General features: G+C 73.4%; 13 protein-coding genes and 1 other RNA gene. 11 read left to right on the top strand and 3 right to left on the bottom strand.

The features are described from left to right. Positions 1–143: 143 nt before the first annotated feature. Positions 144–4,202 (bottom strand): FtsK/SpoIIIE domain-containing protein, encoded by a 4,059-nt coding sequence (locus ABD343_RS28375; RefSeq protein WP_344532174.1) that lies wholly within the window; start codon positions 4,200–4,202, stop codon positions 144–146. Between the two features lie 585 nt (positions 4,203–4,787). Here ABD343_RS28375 and ABD343_RS28370 point away from each other — a divergent pair. From ABD343_RS28370 to ABD343_RS28355, 4 genes are all read left to right on the top strand, one after another. Beyond that, a complete protein-coding gene (locus tag ABD343_RS28370) occupies positions 4,788–6,503 on the top strand; it encodes a serine/threonine-protein kinase (protein ID WP_344532173.1) in 1,716 nt (571 codons plus the stop codon). A 183-nt stretch (positions 6,504–6,686) separates the two neighbouring features. Next, positions 6,687–7,937, top strand: coding sequence for a serine/threonine-protein kinase (locus tag ABD343_RS28365; protein WP_344532172.1), 1,251 nt, complete (start codon positions 6,687–6,689; stop codon positions 7,935–7,937). Between the two features lie 108 nt (positions 7,938–8,045). Beyond that, complete coding sequence (prfB, locus tag ABD343_RS28360) at positions 8,046–9,161, top strand: peptide chain release factor 2 (RefSeq protein WP_344532171.1); 1,116 nt, start codon at positions 8,046–8,048, stop codon at positions 9,159–9,161. Positions 9,162–9,394: 233 nt separating this feature from the next. After that, positions 9,395–10,243, top strand: a complete 849-nt coding sequence (locus ABD343_RS28355) for a collagen-like protein (protein WP_344532170.1) — start codon at positions 9,395–9,397, stop codon at positions 10,241–10,243. A 94-nt stretch (positions 10,244–10,337) separates the two neighbouring features. Here the strand turns inward: ABD343_RS28355 and ABD343_RS28350 are convergent, their stop codons facing one another. Further along, entirely contained in the window at positions 10,338–10,532 is a 195-nt protein-coding gene (locus ABD343_RS28350; RefSeq protein ID WP_344532169.1) for a hypothetical protein, read from the bottom strand. Between the two features lie 278 nt (positions 10,533–10,810). Here ABD343_RS28350 and ftsE point away from each other — a divergent pair, with 278 nt between their 5' ends. The 7 genes from ftsE (at position 10,811) to ABD343_RS28315 (ending at position 16,810) form a co-directional block, all read left to right on the top strand. Next, positions 10,811–11,500 carry a cell division ATP-binding protein FtsE gene (gene ftsE, locus ABD343_RS28345; protein ID WP_344532168.1) on the top strand — a complete coding sequence of 230 codons (690 nt, stop codon included), beginning with the start codon at positions 10,811–10,813 and terminating at the stop codon, positions 11,498–11,500. A gap of 56 nt (positions 11,501–11,556) precedes the next feature. Further along, positions 11,557–12,468: a permease-like cell division protein FtsX gene (gene ftsX, locus ABD343_RS28340; protein ID WP_344532167.1), complete on the top strand. Its 912-nt coding sequence runs from the start codon at positions 11,557–11,559 to the stop codon at positions 12,466–12,468. Positions 12,469–12,535: 67 nt separating this feature from the next. Further along, positions 12,536–13,918 (top strand): S41 family peptidase, encoded by a 1,383-nt coding sequence (locus ABD343_RS28335; protein ID WP_344532166.1) that lies wholly within the window; start codon positions 12,536–12,538, stop codon positions 13,916–13,918. 27 nt (positions 13,919–13,945) lie between these two features. After that, complete coding sequence (smpB, locus tag ABD343_RS28330; RefSeq protein WP_344532276.1) at positions 13,946–14,470, top strand: SsrA-binding protein SmpB; 525 nt, start codon at positions 13,946–13,948, stop codon at positions 14,468–14,470. A 115-nt stretch (positions 14,471–14,585) separates the two neighbouring features. Then, positions 14,586–14,957, top strand: a transfer-messenger RNA (tmRNA) gene (gene ssrA, locus ABD343_RS28325). 131 nt (positions 14,958–15,088) lie between these two features. Then, the gene (locus tag ABD343_RS28320) at positions 15,089–15,733 is read left to right on the top strand and encodes a GOLPH3/VPS74 family protein (protein WP_344532165.1); all 645 of its coding nucleotides are present in this window, start codon (positions 15,089–15,091) and stop codon (positions 15,731–15,733) included. Positions 15,734–15,883: 150 nt separating this feature from the next. After that, entirely contained in the window at positions 15,884–16,810 is a 927-nt protein-coding gene (locus ABD343_RS28315) for an oxygenase MpaB family protein (RefSeq protein WP_344532164.1), read from the top strand. Here the strand turns inward: ABD343_RS28315 and ABD343_RS28310 are convergent. Continuing rightward, positions 16,722–17,987 carry a hypothetical protein gene (locus tag ABD343_RS28310; RefSeq protein ID WP_344532163.1) on the bottom strand — a complete coding sequence of 422 codons (1,266 nt, stop codon included), beginning with the start codon at positions 17,985–17,987 and terminating at the stop codon, positions 16,722–16,724. The two genes, ABD343_RS28315 and ABD343_RS28310, sit on opposite strands and share 89 nt — an antisense overlap. Positions 17,988–17,995: the final 8 nt, after the last annotated feature.

Below are 17,995 nucleotides of genomic sequence, written 5' to 3'. Positions count from 1 at the left end.
AGCGCCGTCCGTCCCGTGCGGAAGGTTGTACGCCCGGATCAGGAGACCCCGCAAGGCCGTGTCAGCCGTCGGGGGCAGCTTCTTGACCACTCCGTGACCTTGACGGCACTCCAGGTCGCGGGTGGTCCCGGGACGTTCCGTAATCAGCCGGGACGTCCGGACTGCTGCGCCGCGCGGCCTATGGCACTGGCGAGCAGCGCGAGGTCCGTGGGGCCGTTGCCCAGCTCCCTGACGGGGCGGCGCGCGGGCGGGTCACCGGTGCGTGCCCAGTCCAGCGGGACGACGGTGGGCCTGAGCGTCGCGGTGCGCGGGATGCGCCCCGTGACACGTCCCGCCTGGAACGGGGTGGCCGACGGGCCCTGGACGCCCGGACCCGCCGCCTCCAGGGAGCCGCGCCCGGGCGGCACACCGTCCTGGCCCGCCTCGCCGCCCGGGGCCGCGGCCGTGCCGGCTGCGGCCGCTGCCTGACCGCCGCCGCCCGTCAAGCGGGCGTGCAGTGCTGCCGCCCGTGCGACCGCCGTGCCCGCCGTACGGTCCGCACGGCCCGTCGCGGCGACCAGATGGACGCCCAGCCGCGTGCCCTCCCGGGCCACGGCCTCCAGCGCGCGGACGACCGAACCGGCGGCGGGACGCCCAGGGTTGCCCAGGGCGGGGTCCACCAGGGTGTCGAAGTCGTCGACGAGGACGGCCAGACGGGGCAGCACCGCGCCGTCGCCCCCGGCCGCCGTCGCGGTCGGCATGGTGGCGGGCGCGGGCGAGGGAACGTCCGTACGCCCCAACGCGCCGGTGGCCCCGGCGCCTTCACCGGCGTCCCCGCCGTCCGTGCCGGTGCCGGTGCCGGTGCCGCGGGGGCGGAGGCGGAGGGTGCGGCGGGTGGTGTCGGGCTCGACGTCCGCCGCGCTCGTACCGCCCCTGCCGGAGGGGCCGGAGGAGCCGGAGGGGGAGTCGGTGCCTTCGGGCCCGGACGGGGCGGGCGGGCGCGCGGCGGCGCTTCCGAGTGCGTCGAGCGCGCCGGGGTTGGCGGGGCTCGCGGGGGCGCCAGGGGCGGGGCCCTGTGCGGTGCCCGCTCCTCCCGCGCCCTCTTGCGCGCCGCTGCCGCTCCGGCCTGCGCCGCCGGTCTGGAGGGCGGGCTGCGCGGCACGCGCGGGGGCACGGTCGCGGCCCCTGTCGCGGTCCCGTTCCCTGTCGCGTTCCCGGCCCCTGTCCCGTTCCCTGTCCAGTTCTCGTTCGCGCTCGCGGTCGGGGGAGCGGCGCGGGGAGATCACGCGGTCCGCCGGACGCGAACTCACCCGTGCGTACTCCTCGTACGTCCGCTCGGCGCCGATCAGCTCGGCGCGGCGCTTCAGCTCCGCCGTGAGCGCCTGCGCGAAGTCCCGCATCCGGACGGGGTCGCCCGCCGTCAGATGGCCCGTGACGTGCGGCAGGTCGGCGCAGGCCCGCAGCCCGTCGCCCGCCTCGGCGCCCGCGCCGTCCACCAGCAGCAGGGCCAGCCGGTCGGGGCGCTCGCCCGCGGCGAGCGAGGCGGCCAGCGAGTGGACCAGCTCGGTCTTGCCCGCGCCGGGGCCGCCGCTGATCAGCACATGGCCGGGCAGCCGCGCGAGGTCCGCCTCCAGCGTGCCGTGCGGGCCCGCGCCGAAGACCAGGGGCGCGCGGCCCGCGGTGTCCGCGCCGCGGTCGGACCAGCGGGCGAGGAGCGCGGCGGGCGTCGCCCGCGCGAGCCCCAGCTCGTCGAGCAGACGGCAGCTCTGCGGGAGCGTCACGGCGGGCCGCGCGCCCGCGCGCTCGGCGGCGCCCTCCGGCTCGCGCAGCGGCGCGAGGGCGCGCGCGAACCGCTCGGCCCACGCGGCGGACACCGCGTCTATGGTCGCGACCGGCCCCGCCGTGGAGGGCGCGTCGCGGCGCACTATCCGCACCGCCGTCGCCACGTCGCCGCTGAGCAGGGCGAGGGTGCCGCACTCGGGGAACGCCGCACACGCCGCGTTCGCCGCGTCGATCGTCGCCGCCACCGGAGAGGCGGGGCTCGCGGGCGGCGTCTCGGCGAGGCACAGCAGATAGACGCCCGCCGCCGCGCCCTCGCGGGCGAGCCGGGCCACGCTCTCGCGCAGCGAGGCCGAACCGGGATCGCCGTCCATGACGAGCAGCGTGGCGGGACCGGGACCGGGACCGGGAGGCGCTCCCTGTCCGCCGGGGGCCACGCCCTGCCCGCCGGGGGCGGGGGCCGTCAGGGCCTGTGCGCGTGCCTGCGTCGCCGCGTCCAGGCGGCGGAGCAGCTCTGCCGTGCGTGCCGCCGCCTGCTCGCGGTCGTACGCGACGAGGAGGCCGCAGTCCTGTCCGTGCTGGGGGCGGACATGGGGGAGCCAGCCGAGCCACGACCACTCCTCGGCGCGCAGCCCGGTGCCGCGCGCCCGGTCGGTCGAGAGCAGCACCACTTCCAGGGCACTCGGCCCGTGCAGCGCGGTGAGCTGGGCCAGCACCGAACGCGCCAGCCCCGCCAGCCGCGAGCGCGGCCCGGCCAGCCCGAGCGCGCCCTCCCGCCGCAGATCGACGGTGACCGGCTCGCCGTGCCCGCCGCCCCGGTGCGCGCTGCCGAGCCGCACGGTCATCGCGTCGGGATGCGCGGGGCCGCGCTCCCAGAGCCGGGGGCCGGGGCCGAGCGCGGTGAGCAGCGCCGCCGCGGGATCGGGCCAGCGCTCGTCCCACGTGCGCGCGGCGACCCCGGCCGCACCGGGCCCGGGCGGCGCGGACGGCACGGGGTGTGCGGAGGGCGCGCCGGACGAGGGCGCGCCCGGCGAGAGGAAGGCGGACGAGCCCGTACCGGACGTGAGCGGGCCACCGGGGTGCGCGGCCCGTCCGGGGCTCCCATGGACGTCGGGCGCGCCGGGGCCGCCGTAGCCGTCGGAACGGCCGGGTCCGCCGGACGCCCCGTAGCCGCCCGGACTGCCGGGTCCGCCGGGGCCGCCGGGCGCGAACGGGCCTCCGGGGCCGCCCTGCCCGCCATGAGGCCCCGCGCCCTCGTCCGGAGCGAGGTCCCCGCGGCCGCCGCCCGCGAAGCGCCGCTTCCAGCCGCCCCGCGCACGGCCGCGCCGCCGCTCCTGCTCGGCGGCGGGCTCGCGGCCCGGCGACGGCGGCTGTGCGAAGCCCGAGCCGTGGGTGACGCCTTCGCCGGGGGTGCCGGGGAACGGTCCCCCCGGTGCGTACGCGTGCCCGCCCTGGCCCGGCGCGGGCGGCGCGGCGGGCGGCACGGCGGGGATCGGGTCCCCGGAGGCGGGCGTGGAGGCGGGCGCGGACGACGGAGACGACGGAGCCGCCGGGGGAGCGGAAGCGGCGGCCGGAACGGGCTCCTCGCGCACCACGCGCAGCCGCCCCTCCCCGTCCGGAACGGTCCGCAGGGCCTGGGCCGAGTCGCCCGCGCCCTCCAGCCGGATCGCCGTCTCGCCGATACGGAGCGTCGAACCGGGCCGGAAGAGCACCGGCTGGGGGCCGACGGGCGAGCCGTCGACCGAGGTCCCGTTGGTCGAGCCGAGGTCGGTGACGGTGACGGCGCCGCCGTCGGTGACCGTCACCGCGCAGTGCAGCCGGGAGACGTCCGGGTCGTCCAGGGGCACATCGGCCTCGGCCGAGCGCCCCAGATGGACCTTGCCGCCCTGGAGCAGATGGATGCCGCCCGCGTCGGGGCCCGCGACGACATGGAGGCGGGCCTTCGCCGACCCGTACGCCGAGACGGCCGCGCCGTGCGCGGGCAGGGCGGCGGGCATCACCGGGCCGTGCAGGGAGACCATCGCGCCGTCGAGCAGCGGGGGCTCGCCGATGATCTGGCGGTGCGGGTCGAGCCGCTCCGTGCCCGCGTAGACCACCACGGGCTCCTGCGGCGGGACCGCGGGGGAGGCGGGGGAGACGGGCGCCGCCTGGGGCTCACCGGAGGCGGCTCGTCCGCCCTCCTCGGCGGACGCCCCCGAGGGGCCCGCCGCGCCGCCGGACGAGGCCGACGCGAGGGCCGAGGCGGCCGTGGTCGCGAGGGAGCCCGTGATCGCCGCGAGGACCGTGCCCGCGGGGGCCGTCACCTGGACGTGCGCGCGCTCCACGGTCGCTCCGCCGGGGGCGTCCCCGCTCCCGGCGGCACCCGGTCCCGACAGCGCTGCCGCGCCCCCCGCGCCCCGTCCGCCGCCGCGCGGCGCCAGGGCGACAGTCAGCCGGATCTGCATCGGCCCCTCCAGGTCCCGTGCGCGCGGCGCGCACGGCGGGCCGCCCACCCCGCCGCAGCGCACGCGCGCCGGCACACTCTCTCGTCCACTGAGTCCACTGCTCGTGATGCTGGATGCATACTCGCACCCGCCACTGACACCGCCGCTCGAAGTCTCCCCGTCCCGGCTCCCCAATGATCTTGATTGGACTGGTCCATCCGCAAGGGGGCCAGGTCGGAACCTGCGGATTCCCCCCGCGTCGGCCGCGTCCGTCGCGCCTGTCGTGCCTGCGCTGCAAGGAGATCCTCTCTGTCCGTTACGGCGGGGGAAATCTCTGCAAGAAGGCGGGGAGTGACCGGAGGGGGACGGGGGAAGGCGTCCGTGGACCACATCATTGACCACCCCTTGTCCACTTCGGAACGGTCTCTTCCGGTGGCCGGAGCGGCCACGGGAAAGGAACCGCAACCATCCGTCCGCGCCGCGCGTCTTTCCGGGGAGCCGTCCCGGCTCTCCGCGTGCCGAGGAGCACGCGCGCGGCCGGTCACCGTCCTCGTGGGACGGCATATTGTGGGCGGGATAGCAGTACGAGACCAGGGAGCTCATGACGTGCGGCCGGTAGGCAGCAAGTACCTGCTCGAAGAGCCGCTCGGACGCGGCGCTACGGGCACCGTCTGGCGGGCCCGCCAGCGCGAGACAGCGGGCTCCGAGGCGGCAGTGGCCGGACAGCCCGGCGAGACCGTGGCGATCAAGGTCCTCAAGGAGGAGCTGGCCAACGATCCCGATGTGGTGATGCGGTTCCTCCGGGAGCGCTCTGTCCTGCTCAGGCTCCAGCATCACAACATCGTGCGGACCCGCGACCTCGTCGTCGAGGGCGATCTGCTCGCGCTCGTCATGGACCTGATCGAGGGCCCGGACCTGCACCGCTACCTGCGCGAGAACGGCCCGTTCTCGGCGGTCGGCGCGTCCCTGGTCACCGCTCAGGTCGCCGACGCGCTCGCCGTCAGTCACGCCGACGGGATCGTGCACCGCGACCTCAAGCCCGCGAACGTCCTCCTCACCGAGGACGAGAACGGGATGCGGCCGATGCTCACCGACTTCGGCATCGCGCGCCTCGCCGACTCCCCGGGCCTGACCAGGACCCAGGAGTTCGTCGGCACCCCTGCCTACGTCGCGCCCGAGTCGGCCGAGGGCCGCCCGCAGACCTCCGCCGTGGACATCTACGGCGCGGGCATCCTGCTCTACGAGCTGGTCACCGGCCGTCCGCCCTTCAGCGGCGAGAACGCGCTCGCCGTGATCCACCAGCACCTCGGCCAGGAGGCCGAGCGCCCGCCGAACGTGCCGGATCCGCTGTGGACCGTCCTGGAGCGCTGTCTGCGCAAGCAGCCCGAGGAGCGGCCCAGCGCCGTGAACCTCGGCCGCGCCCTGCGCACGGTCGCCGCCGGTATCGGCGCCGGCGCCACGCCCCAGGCGGCCGCCGCGGCGATGGGCGTCGCCGCGATGCTCGCGCCCGACCCGACGCCCGCACACGTGCCCGAGCCCGGCCCGGGCGGCGGAGACGCCGACCCGACGCAGGTGCTGCCGCACGGCCAGGGCCCCCAGCAGGGCGGCTACGACCCGGCGGCGCCGACGAACGTGCTGCCCCAGACCCCCGGGCCCGGCGGATACGACCCGGCGGCGCCCACCAACGTCCTCCCGCAGACCCCGGGGGGCCCGGGGGGCCCGCAGGGCAACCCCGACGCCGATCCGACCCAGGTCATGCCGCCTGTGCCCGGCAGCCCGCCGCAGACGCCTCCGCAGCCGCAGCAGCCCCCGCAGCCCGAGGGGCCGCACCCTTGGGAGAGCCAGCTCCGCGCGGCCCGCGACCGGAACGAGCAGACGCAGGTCCAGCCCGTCGACCCCAACCTCGACCCGCTGCGCCGCCGTCCCCAGCGCCGCGCGGCCCCGCCGCAGCAGCCGCCCCAGCAGCAGCCGCCGCAGCAGTACGGCCAGCAGTACGGGCAGCCGCAGCAGCGCCCGCCGCAGCAGCCGCCGCAGCGCCGTCAGGAGCCCCCGCAGCGCCGTCAGGAGCGTCCGCCCCGCGAGCCCCGCGAGCCGAGGCCCCGTCGCGAGCCGCGTCAGCGCAGCGCGAACCCCATGCGCATTCCGGGGCTCGGCTGCCTCAAGGGCTGCCTCTTCATGATCGTGCTCATCGTCGTGGCGGGCGTGCTGATCTGGAACTTCACGGACGCGCCCAAGTGGTGGGCCGAGGGCCAGAGCTTCTGGGACAAGACCCAGGACTTCTTCGGGAAGATCGGCGACCTCGCCGGGAAGCTCAACGGCTGACCACGCGTGCGCCGAAGGCGCGGCCGGGGCGGAGACGCGGCCGGGGTGGGAACCGGGATGACGGCCGGAGTGAAGGCCGGTCTGGTGATTTGTCGACTTCCAGCGGGGGATTTCCCCCACAGAAGTGACGGTTAACGGCATCCGGGGCTCCCAACCCCGCCCGCGCCGCGTAGTTTTGTCGCCATGGCACGGAAGATCGGCAGTCGCTACACCGCTCACCAGATCCTGGGACGCGGCAGCGCCGGCACGGTGTGGCTCGGCACGGGCCCCGAGGGGGACGTCGCCGTCAAGCTGCTGCGCGAGGACCTCGCCTCCGACCAGGACCTGGTCGAGCGCTTCGTGCAGGAGCGCAGCGCGCTCCTGTGCCTCGACCACCCCCGGGTCGTCGGCGTCCGCGACCTGGTGGTGGACGGGAACGACCTGGCGCTCGTGATGGACCTCGTGCGCGGGACGGACCTGCGCACGCGCCTGGAGCACGAGCGCCGCCTCGCGCCCGAGGCGGCGGTCGCCATCGCCGCCGACGTCGCCGAGGCGCTCGCCGCCGCGCACGCGGCGGGCATCGTGCACCGCGACGTGAAGCCCGAGAACGTCCTGCTGGACGCGCTCGCGCCGACCGGCCCCGGGGGCGCGCCGCCCGCGCTCCTCACGGACTTCGGCGTCGCCAAGCTCATCGACTCGCCGCGCCGCACCCGTGCCACGTCGATCATCGGCACCCCCGACTACCTCGCGCCCGAGATCGTCGAGGGCCTGCCGCCCCGCGCCTCCGTGGACATCTACGCCCTGGCCACGGTGCTCTACGAACTCCTGGCCGGATTCACCCCGTTCGGCGGCGGCCACCCCGGCGCCGTCCTGCGGCGGCACGTCACCGAGACGGTCGCGCCGCTGCCCGGCATCCCCGACGAGCTGTGGCAGCTCATCCACCAGTGCCTCGCCAAGGCCCCCGCGTCCCGGCTGCGGGCCGCCGAGATGGCCGCGCGGCTGCAGGAGCTGCTGCCCTCGCTCTCGGGTCTGCCCCCGCTCGACATCGACGAGCACTCGGAGGCGGCGTACGCGGAGGAGGCCGAGGCCGAGCCCGCCGCGACCACCCCCGCGCCGCTCCAGGAGGGCGTGGGTGCCGTGCCGCTGGTGCACAGCGGGGCGGGGCCCGACTCGAACAGGGACACGCACACGAGCATGCGCGTGCCCGGCGCGGACGAGCTGGCGGGCGGCGCGCACGGCACCGCCCGTACGCCCCGGGCCACGGGCGAGCCGCGCGCCGGGTCGGCGCGGAACCAGCGGGGGCACCAGGAGGCGGCGCGCAGGCGGCGGCTCAAGCTCGGTGCCGCGGCCGTGGGCGTGGGCGTGGTGGTCGCCGTCGGCGGCTGGCTCGCCACCTCCGACAGCGAGACGGGCTCCCTGCCCGCACCCGGGGCGCGGTACACGACCGGTCCGTGACCAGGCGCTCACCCCCGGTGGCGGGTGCGGAGGGGGCGTACGGGGCGTGTGCCCCCGGGCCCCTTCGGGGCGGAGGGACCCGGCCGGTGTGCCGTTAGGCTGGAGGGCGTGGCAGTCGTCGATGTATCCGAAGAGCTGAAGTCCCTCTCCTCCACCATGGAGTCGATCGAGGCCGTCCTTGACCTGGACAAGATGCGGTCGGACATCGCCGCGCTGGAGGACCAGGCGGCGGCCCCCGATCTCTGGGACGACGTGGAGAACGCGCAGAAGGTGACCAGCAAGCTGTCCTACCTCCAGGGCCAGCTCCGCAGGGTCGAGGAGCTGCGGTCGCGCATCGACGACGTCGGGGTGCTGTTCGAGCTGGCCGAGAGCGAGGACGACGCGGACGCGCGGTCCGAGGCCGAGAGCGAGCTGGAGTCCGTCCGCAAGACGGTGGACGAGATGGAGGTCCGCACCCTCCTCTCCGGCGAGTACGACCCGCGGGAGGCGGTCGTCAGCGTCCGGGCCGAGGCGGGCGGTGTGGACGCCGCGGACTTCGCCGAGCAGCTCATGCGGATGTACCTGCGCTGGGCCGAGCGGAGGAACTACCCGACAGAGGTCTTCGACATCTCCTACGCGGAGGAGGCGGGCATCAAGTCCGCGACCTTCACCGTGAAGGCGCCGTACGCGTACGGGACGCTCTCCGTCGAGCAGGGCACGCACCGTATGGTCCGCATCTCGCCGTTCGACAACCAGGGCCGCCGCCAGACCTCGTTCGCCGGGGTCGAGGTGCTGCCCGTCGTGGAGCAGGTCGACCATATCGACATTCCCGAGAACGAACTGCGGATCGACGTCTTCCGCTCCTCCGGTCCCGGCGGCCAGTCCGTGAACACGACGGACTCCGCCGTCCGTATGACGCACCTGCCGACCGGCATCGTCGTCTCCTGTCAGAACGAGAAGTCCCAGATCCAGAACCGCGCCGCCGCCATGCGGGTCATGCAGTCCCGCCTCCTCGCCCACCGCCGGCAGGAGGAGCAGGCCAAGATGGACGCGCTCAAGGGCGACGGCGGCAACTCGTGGGGCAGCCAGATGCGTTCGTACGTTCTGCACCCCTACCAGATGGTGAAGGACCTGCGTACCGAGCACGAGGTCGGCAATCCGCAGTCCGTTCTGGACGGCGACATCGACGGTTTCCTGGAGTCCGGCATCCGCTGGCGCAAGCAGCAGGAGCAGGCGCAGGACTGACCCCTGCCGCGGTTCACGAGGCGTATATCACCCCGTGAGGCACGTGAACTCCCCCTGATGAGTGGACATTTCACCCTGCACTCGCTTGACGAAGATGTGAAAACTGGGAAAGCTGTTCGCTCGGCATGCCTGTGTCAGAGGCGGGAGGAGCGGCGGAGGGAAGCCCGGCGCGGTCAACGAGCCCGGCACATAGCTGCCCTATCGACGAGACAGCTACTGGGGGTAGTTGGCAGATGACCAATTCGAAGACGCGGCTGCGGGTTGCGCGCATAGCCGCCGGCGCGGTGTTCGCCGCCGGCGCATCGCTCACCGCAGCCGGCGCCGCCCAGGCCGCCGGTCTGGGTGACAGCGACGTCAAGACCGAGGTTTCGACCAAGAAGGCCATGGCCGACGAGGACGATCCGCTCGGCGGCATCATCGGCGGTGGCGACGACACCGGTGGCGACGACACCGGCGGCACCGTCACGATCGGTGGCGAGGACTCCGGCGGTGACGACACCGGTGGTGACGACACCGGCGGTGACACCGAGGGCACCGTGACCGGCGACCCGACGACGGGTGACCCCACCACGGGTGACCCGACGACCGGCGACCCGACCACGGGCGACCCCACCACCGGCGACCCGACGAACGGCGGGAACAACGGCGGCGACGGCGGTAACGGCGGCGACGGCGGTTCCGGCAACGGCGGGAACGGCGGCAACGGGAACGGCGGCAACGGTGGCAACACCGGCGGTTCCGGTGGCAACGGCGGGAACGGCGGCGACACCGGCGGCTCCGGCGGAAACGGCGGCACCGGTGGCGGCGAGGAGCCCGCGACCATCGGCGGCTCCGGCGGCGGGGACGACACCTGCGAGCTGGAGGGCGACGAGGTCAACTGCGAGGGGGGCAACACCAACCCCGACAGCGCCGGCAGCCAGCCGGTGAAGGACACCACCACGCCGGAGAAGCCGCAGGACGAGCTGGCCGAGACCGGTTCCGGCGAGACGACCTTCCTGCTGGTCGGCGCCGCGACCATGATCGCGGGTGGCATCGGCTTCCGCCTGATGCCGCGCGTCATCAACCGCCGTACGGCGGCCTGATCACTCAGCGCATACGAGAGGGCCGGGAACGCTCAGCGTTCCCGGCCCTCTCCGTCGCTCGTGAGCCTTTCGGGCGGAATCGCGCTAGGCCGCGCTAGGCGGTCGCGACACGCTGGGCCACCAGCGCCACGGCGATCAGCGTCAGCAGCAGCCCGATGAGCGCGGCGGGCGAGAGTCCGGCGAAGGGCGTCTCGCGGTGCAGGCGCTCACGGTAGGCCCGGCAGACCGAACAGCGGCCCTCGCTGACGGGGCCCGCGCAGTTGGCACACACCAGTCGATCGCATGTCATGCGAACTCCTCCTCTGCCGCGCCAACGCCACCCGGGAGTGATTCGTTCCCCAGGGGTTCATACGTCCACTCTGCCAGGTGTCGGCGCGTACCGCAGAAAAGGCCAGGTGGCGCGGGGAGAAACCACGCAACACCGGACCAAGGGCAGCGCCCGACTGCGCGGCGCGCGTCGATTCGCGTATGGTCGCCCACACCGACCTCCGGCCCGCGCCGGGGGTCTCCCCAGGGGGCCGCACCGCGGCTTCCGCTTGCCCCTACCCAGGCCGACGTGGTGTATCCGTGATCCGATTCAGCAGCGTCTCCAAGTCCTACCCGAAGCAGAACCGCCCCGCCCTCCGCGATGTGTCGCTGGAGATCGAGCGCGGCGAGTTCGTCTTCCTGGTGGGCTCCTCCGGCTCCGGCAAGTCCACCTTCCTGCGGCTGATCCTCCGCGAGGAGCGCGCCTCGCACGGACAGGTGCACGTCCTCGGCAAGGACCTCGCCCGGCTCTCCAACTGGAAGGTGCCGCACATGCGGCGCCAGCTCGGCACGGTCTTCCAGGACTTCCGCCTGCTGGGCAACAAGACGGTCGGTGAGAACGTCGCCTTCGCGCTGGAGGTCATCGGCAAGTCGCGCGGCCAGATTCGCAAGACCGTCCCCGAGGTGCTGGACCTGGTGGGCCTGGGCGGCAAGGAGGACCGGATGCCCGGCGAGCTGTCGGGCGGTGAGCAGCAGCGCGTGGCCATCGCGCGCGCGTTCGCCAACCGTCCGATGCTGCTGATCGCCGACGAGCCGACGGGCAACCTGGACCCGCAGACCTCCGTCGGCATCATGAAGCTGCTCGACCGCATCAACCGCACCGGAACCACCGTCGTGATGGCCACCCACGACCAGCAGATCGTCGACCAGATGCGCAAGCGCGTGGTCGAGCTTGAGATGGGCCGCCTCGTACGCGACCAGACGCGCGGCGTCTACGGCTACTCGCACTAGGCGCCGCAGGCCGCACAGGCACCAAGGCCCCCAGGCTCCCGCACAGAAAGGACGCCATGCGCGCCCAGTTCGTACTGTCGGAGATCGGCGTCGGTCTCCGCCGCAATCTCACGATGACCTTCGCGGTGATCGTGTCGGTCGCCCTCTCGCTCGCCCTCGCCGGCGGCTCCCTGCTCGCGCGCGAGCAGGTCAGCACGATGAAGGGGTACTGGTACGACAAGGTCCAGGTCTCGATCTACCTCTGCAACAAGAACGACGCCTCGAACGACCCGACCTGCGCCAAGGGTGCCGTCACCGAGCAGCAGAAGCAGGAGATCAAGACCGACCTCGACAAGCTCGACGTGGTCGAGAAGGTCTACTACGAGTCGGCGGACGAGGCGTACAAGCACTACAAGGAGCAGTTCAAGGACTCGCCCCTCGCCGACTCCCTCACGCCGGACCAGATGCAGGAGTCGTACCGGGTCAAGCTGAAGGACCCGACGAAGTACCAGGTGCTCCAGACGGCCTTCTCCGGCAGACAGGGCGTGCAGGAGGTCCAGGACCAGCGGAGCCTGCTGGAGAACCTCTTCAACCTCCTCAACGGCATGAACATCGCGGCACTCTGCGTGATGGCGCTGATGCTGGTGGTCGCCCTGCTGCTGATCGTCAACACCGTGCGGGTGTCGGCGTTCAGCAGGCGCAGGGAGACCGGGATCATGCGGCTGGTGGGCGCCTCCAGCTTCTACATCCAGATGCCGTTCATCCTGGAGGCCGCCATCGCGGGCCTGCTCGGGGCAGGGGTGGCGTGCGTCCTGCTGGTCGGGGGCAAGTACTTCCTGATCAACAACTGGCTGCAGGAGAAGATCGTTCTGATCAACTTCATCGGCTGGGACGCGGTGATCAGGGTGCTGCCGTTCATCATCGCCGTGGGTGTGCTGATGCCCGCCGTTGCCGCGTTCTTCACGCTTCGCAAGTACTTGAAGGTGTGACGCATGCCGCGACGGCCGTACGCCCAACGTCCCGTGCGCCGACCGCGTCTGGCCTAGACTCCGGTCCATGCAGGGCTCGTGGTTCTCCGCTCCGCCCCGCCGCATCCGCCGCGGGGCAGCCCTGACCTTGGTTTTCGCGAGCGTCCTGGCGACGGGCGCGGCGACCGGATCCTGGGGCGACGAGGTGCGCGACCTCGGTACCAACGCGCCCGGGTCCGCCACGCGTTCGACGGGCCGCGTCGCCCTGGGCGCCGGTCCCGAGAGCGGCCCCCGGGCGGGCGGGGGTGACGACGGCAAGGGCGGCGGCCCCGAGGACTTCCGCCGCGACCGGCGCCCCGGCTCCCCGGGCACGGGCTCCGACACCGCCGACGAGCTGGTCAGCCGCAGCGGCGACCGGTGGTCCGCGGCGTACTCGGCGCGGGAGTACGAGGGACTGCGCCAGGCCCTCGACGGTTCGTACGTCGGCGTCGGGATCTCCGTGCGCCAGGTGCATCAGAAGCAGTCGGGCGGCGGTGGACGCGAGGCGCCCGACGGGCCCGAGGTCGAGGTCGACCGGGTCGAGCCGGACAGCCCCGCGGACCGCGCGGGCATCCGCAGCGGCGACAAGCTCCGCTCGGTCGACGGTCAGACCGTGACCGGCATGCCTGTGACCGACGTCGTCGCACGGCTGCGCGGCTCGGACCGGGGGGCCGGTTCCGGTTCCGGCGCCGGTTCCGGGAGGGGCGCGGCCGCCGAGCCCGGGAGCGAGGTCACGGTCGTCCTGCGCCGCGACGGGCGGAAGGAGCGCGGCGGAGGCGACGGACGCGACGGGCGTGATGGTCGTGACGGGCGCGAATGGCGGCGCACACTGGTCCGCGAGCGCCTGGCCACCGACCCGGTCACCGTGGACGAGCTGGGTCCCGGCGCGACGAGGATCAAGGTCAGCTCCTTCACCAAGGGCTCGGGTGACCGGGTCAGGGACGCCGTCCGGAACCGCGTCCCGCGCGACGCGGGCATACTCCTCGACCTGCGCGGCAACTCCGGCGGCCTGGTCGACGAGGCCGTCACCGCCGCCTCCGCCTTCCTGGACGGCGGCCTGGTCGCGACGTACGACGACAACGGCACCCAGCGCGCCCTGTACGCGAAGCGGGGCGTGGGCGACGCGGAGCGGCCCGTGGTCGTGCTGGTCGACGGCGGCACGATGAGCGCCGCCGAGCTGCTGACCGGCGCGCTCCAGGACCGGGGCCGGGCGGTGGTCGTCGGCTCGCGCACGTTCGGCAAGGGCTCGGTCCAGGTGCCGAACACGATGCCGGACGGCTCGGTCGCCGAGCTGACCGTCGGTCACTACACGACTCCGGCGGGGCGCGATGTGGAGGGCGAGGGCATCACCCCGGACCTCCCGGTCGACTCCGCGAAGGAGTCCACGGAGCGTGCGCGCACAGTATTGAGTGGCCTCGAAGCCCGGTCGTAGTGGAAGAATGGCCTGGCTATGGCGAAGATGAAGACGCAACGGAGCAAGGCGAAGGCCAACGCCAAGGACGCCAAGGATGTCCGGAAGCTCATCGCGCAGAACAAGAAGGCCCGGCACGACTACGTCATCCTGGACACCTTCGAGTGCGGGATCGTGCTGACCGGTACCGAGGTCAAGTCGCTGCGCCAGGGCCGTGCTTCCCTGGTGGACGGCTTCGCGCAGATCGACGGCAACGAGGTCTGGCTGCACAACGTGCACATTCCCGAGTACGCGCAGGGGACCTGGACCAACCACGCGGCCCGGCGCAAGCGGAAGCTGCTGCTGCACCGTGCCGAGATCGACAAGCTGATCGGCAAGACCCAGGAGACGGGCCACACGCTGGTGCCCCTCCAGCTCTACTTCTACCGGGGCCGCGCGAAGGTCGAGATCGCGCTCGCCAAGGGCAAGAAGGAGTACGACAAGCGGCAGACGCTGCGCGAGAAGCAGGACCGCCGCGAGGCGGACCGTGCGATCTCGTCTGTCCGGCGACGGCAGCGGGCCGCCGAGGGGTGACGGTCCGGGATCGGGAATACGACCGGCCCGTAAAGGGTTGGCACCGATGCGGCCCGGTCCCGTACCATGGTCGCAGCGCCGCCCGAGAGGGCGTTGCAGATTGTTAACTCAACACGGGGATGATCGGTTTCGACAGCGAACGTCGAAGCAGGTGAAGCGAGCCGAGGAACGCGGCAATGATCTCGTTAACCATGTGTCGCAAAAAAATAATCGCCAACACCAAGCGCGATTCCTTCGCCCTCGCTGCCTAAGCAGCGACTTGCGAAGTGTCAGCCCGGGGTTGTTCCCATCCCGGTTCCTGGCATCAGCTAGGGAACTCACCGCGTAGGCCCGGTCACGGGGCCTGCCGGGACATCACACAGTGACTGGGCCCGTCGGAGACTTGTCTGCGTGATCTCCGGGGCCGAGAAAATCGCAGCAGACTGCGCTCGGAGAAGCCCTCCTTCCACTTCGTTGGACGCGGGTTCGATTCCCGCCATCTCCACGAAAGACGACAGGCGACGTGAGCCGCGCGGAATGCGCGGTCACGTCGCCTTTGTCGTCTCCGCACGGGCTCCGCACGGGCTCCGCACGCGGAGCGCTGCCGTCCGGTCCGGTGGCCGTGGTGTCATGAACGGCATGGACACGCGTGTGACGGACACCCTGCCCGCGCGGCTCTTTCTGCTCGCCTGCGACGCACAGAAGGGCCGCCTGACGGGGGGAGCGGAATTCGGGTACGCGGTGCGTGCCGCCGTGCTCTCGGAGCTGGAGGAGCGGGGCTGCCTCCGGGACGAGGGCGGACGGGCGCGTCCCGCGGGCGACCGGCGCACGGGCGATCCCGTGCTCGACGGGGTCCTGCGCGAGATCGCCGGGTACGGGCGGCTGAGGAAGTGGCACTGGCTGGTGCACCGCAAGCGCCGGGACACCTGCCTGGCGCTGGAGCAGCAGTTGGAGTCCGCCGGAATGATCAAGATCGGGCGAGGAACGTTCGGCCGGAAGCGGTTCCAGGTGGCCGACCCGGCGCTCACCGAGCGGCTGCGAGCCGACGCCGAGACCGCGCTGCTCGACGGGGGCCCGGTCAAGGCTGTTCCCCGGCCGCGCGCCGCCCTGACGACGATGGCGGCACTGGCGCATCTCTCGCCCGGACTATCACGCTGGGTGACGGCCAAGAACCGGAAGCGGCTGAAGGAACTGATCCAGCACACCGGCGTCACGGGCATCGCGCTCAAGAAGGCCCTCGACTCGCGCAAGGCGGCCATGTCGAGCGGCGGCGGGGGCGGCTGATCGGCAGAGGCGGCGGAGGCTGATCGGCGGAGGCGGCTGAGATTGATCCGCGGGGACTGCGGCGACTGTGGCGGCGGCTGAGGGCCCGGCGCGGGGCTGTTTTCGTTGACCCGGGCATCTACCCTGCGAGGGGACGGAGGGGAGCGTGCCATGCGGGACGAATCACCGGAGCCTCTCGGGCCCGAGTCGCTGACCTGGAAGTACTTCGGCGACTGGCGCGGCGTACTGCTCGCCCCGTGGGCAGGCGCGATGCAGAACATGCATCCGCAGCTCGGCGCCGGGGTCGCCGAGCACTCCCGCTTCTTCGAGGAACGCTGGCAGCGGCTGCTGCGCTCGCTCTACCCGATCGGGGGCGTGGTCTACGACGGCCCGCGCGCCGTCGAGACCGCGCACCAGGTACGCGGCTACCACGAGGGCATCAAGGGCGTGGACGCCCAGGGCCGCCCGTACCACGCGCTGAACCCGGACGTCTTCTACTGGGCCCACGCCACGTTCTTCATGCTCACCGTCCTGGTCGCCGACCGGCTAGGACCCGGCCTCGACGAGGACGACAAGCGGCGGCTCTTCGACGAACACGTGCGCTGGTGGCGGCTGTACGGGATGAGCATGCGGCCCGTTCCGGCGAGTTGGGAGGACTTCCAGGCGTACTGGGACCGCATGGCCGAGGAGGTCCTGGAGGACAACCAGCCGACGCGGGACGTCCTCGACATCCGCCATATCGCCAGACCGCCCGCACTGCGGCTGCTGCCCGACCCGCTCTGGCGCGCCCTGCGCGGCCCTCAGGCACGGCTCACCGTATGGCTCACGGTCGGCCTCTTCCCGCCCGCCGTGCGGCGGCGCCTCGGCTACATGTGGACCGTCCGCGACGAACGCCGGCTGCGTCGGCTGGGCCGGGCCGTGCACTGGGGCTGGAAGCTCGTACCGCCCTCGCGCCGCTACCACCCTCGGGCACGCGCCGGCTGGCAACGCGAGGCCGGGCGGCGTCCCCTCACCGCACCGGCCGTGGAGACGCCGTCCCGGAATCTTCCGCTGCCGGGGCGACGGGGGCTGCCGCAGCACTATTCGCCTGGGTCCTGACTTCGGGGCTCGGCTCGTGCTCGTGCTTCTGCCCGCGCCCGCGCCCGCGCTCGCGTTCACGGGTGAGCTCGTGGGTGAGCACCCAGAGCAGGAAGAGGCCCACCAGCCAGTCGGTCACGGCCGCGAACTGGTTCAGCGCGAAGTTGAAGATCTGCCCGAGGAACAGATCGGTGAGCACCGACGCACGTATCAGCCGCAGCCCGGTGAGCCGGTCTCCGCGCCGCAGCAGCACCGCACCTCGCACGGCCAGCCCCAGCGTCACCGCCGCGCAGACGGTGCTTGAGGCGACCGGGACCATGTCGGTGCGGGCCAGGGGCGGCTCTACGGTGCCGGTCACGACGTCGGCGGTGATGCCCGCGAGCAGCAGATACCCCTGGAGCACGGCGTAGACGAGGGCGAGCGTGACGGTCGAGCGGTGCGCGGCGACCCGGGCGACCGCGACGCGGACGCGTGAGCTGAGGACTGTGATGCGGGCGGCCACCGATCGTTTCGGACGGCCGGAGGACTCAGGGGTGCCCGATCGCTCGGGGAGCGCGACGAGGAGACGGGCCAGGGCCCTGTCCAGTTCGGCACTGGGGTCGGCCAACTGGCCCAGCGCTCGCTCCCGTTCGGCAGAGGTGAGGCCGCCTCGCACCAGGCCGTCGACTGCCGTATCCACGGCCTGCGCCGCCCGGTTGGCGGCCGGGAGCCGGCCGGGCGAGGTACGCCTGCCCACCCACCAGGCCAGGGCGAGCAACGCGGCGAAGCAGGTGTAGATCAGCGCGGCGGCGGGCCGGTAGAAGTAGCCCGGCTCGTCCGTCACCAGCTTGCCGATCTCGTCGATGAACAGGCCGAAGCCCACCCCGCCGGTCAGCGCCCCCGCACGGCGCGCCCGGCTGCCCAGCAGGGCGCACAGCACGAGCAGCCCGACCGCCATCAGCAGCCCGCCCCACAACATGTGCGCGATATGGAGCCCGCCCCGGCCCCCACCGCCGACCTTGGGATACCCGGCCAGGTCCAGATACGCCCGGGTGAGCAGCACGGTGACGATGCCGCTCCACGCGAACAGCCGCAGGTGCGCGGCGGCGCCGGGCGCGTGGAGACGCCGGGGGTGTGAGGGGTGTGCGGGGCGCGCCGGGTGTACGGCGCGTGCGGGGTGTGCTGCGCGTGCGGGGTGTGCGGCGCGTGCGTCGGTCATGGGGCCGG

Origin of the sequence: Streptomyces albiaxialis (assembly GCF_039530985.1) — a bacterium.
In the GTDB taxonomy this organism is placed as follows: domain Bacteria; phylum Actinomycetota; class Actinomycetes; order Streptomycetales; family Streptomycetaceae; genus Streptomyces; species Streptomyces albiaxialis.
Note: the sequence above shows the minus strand (reverse complement) of the source record. Positions and strands in the feature narration are given on the sequence as shown.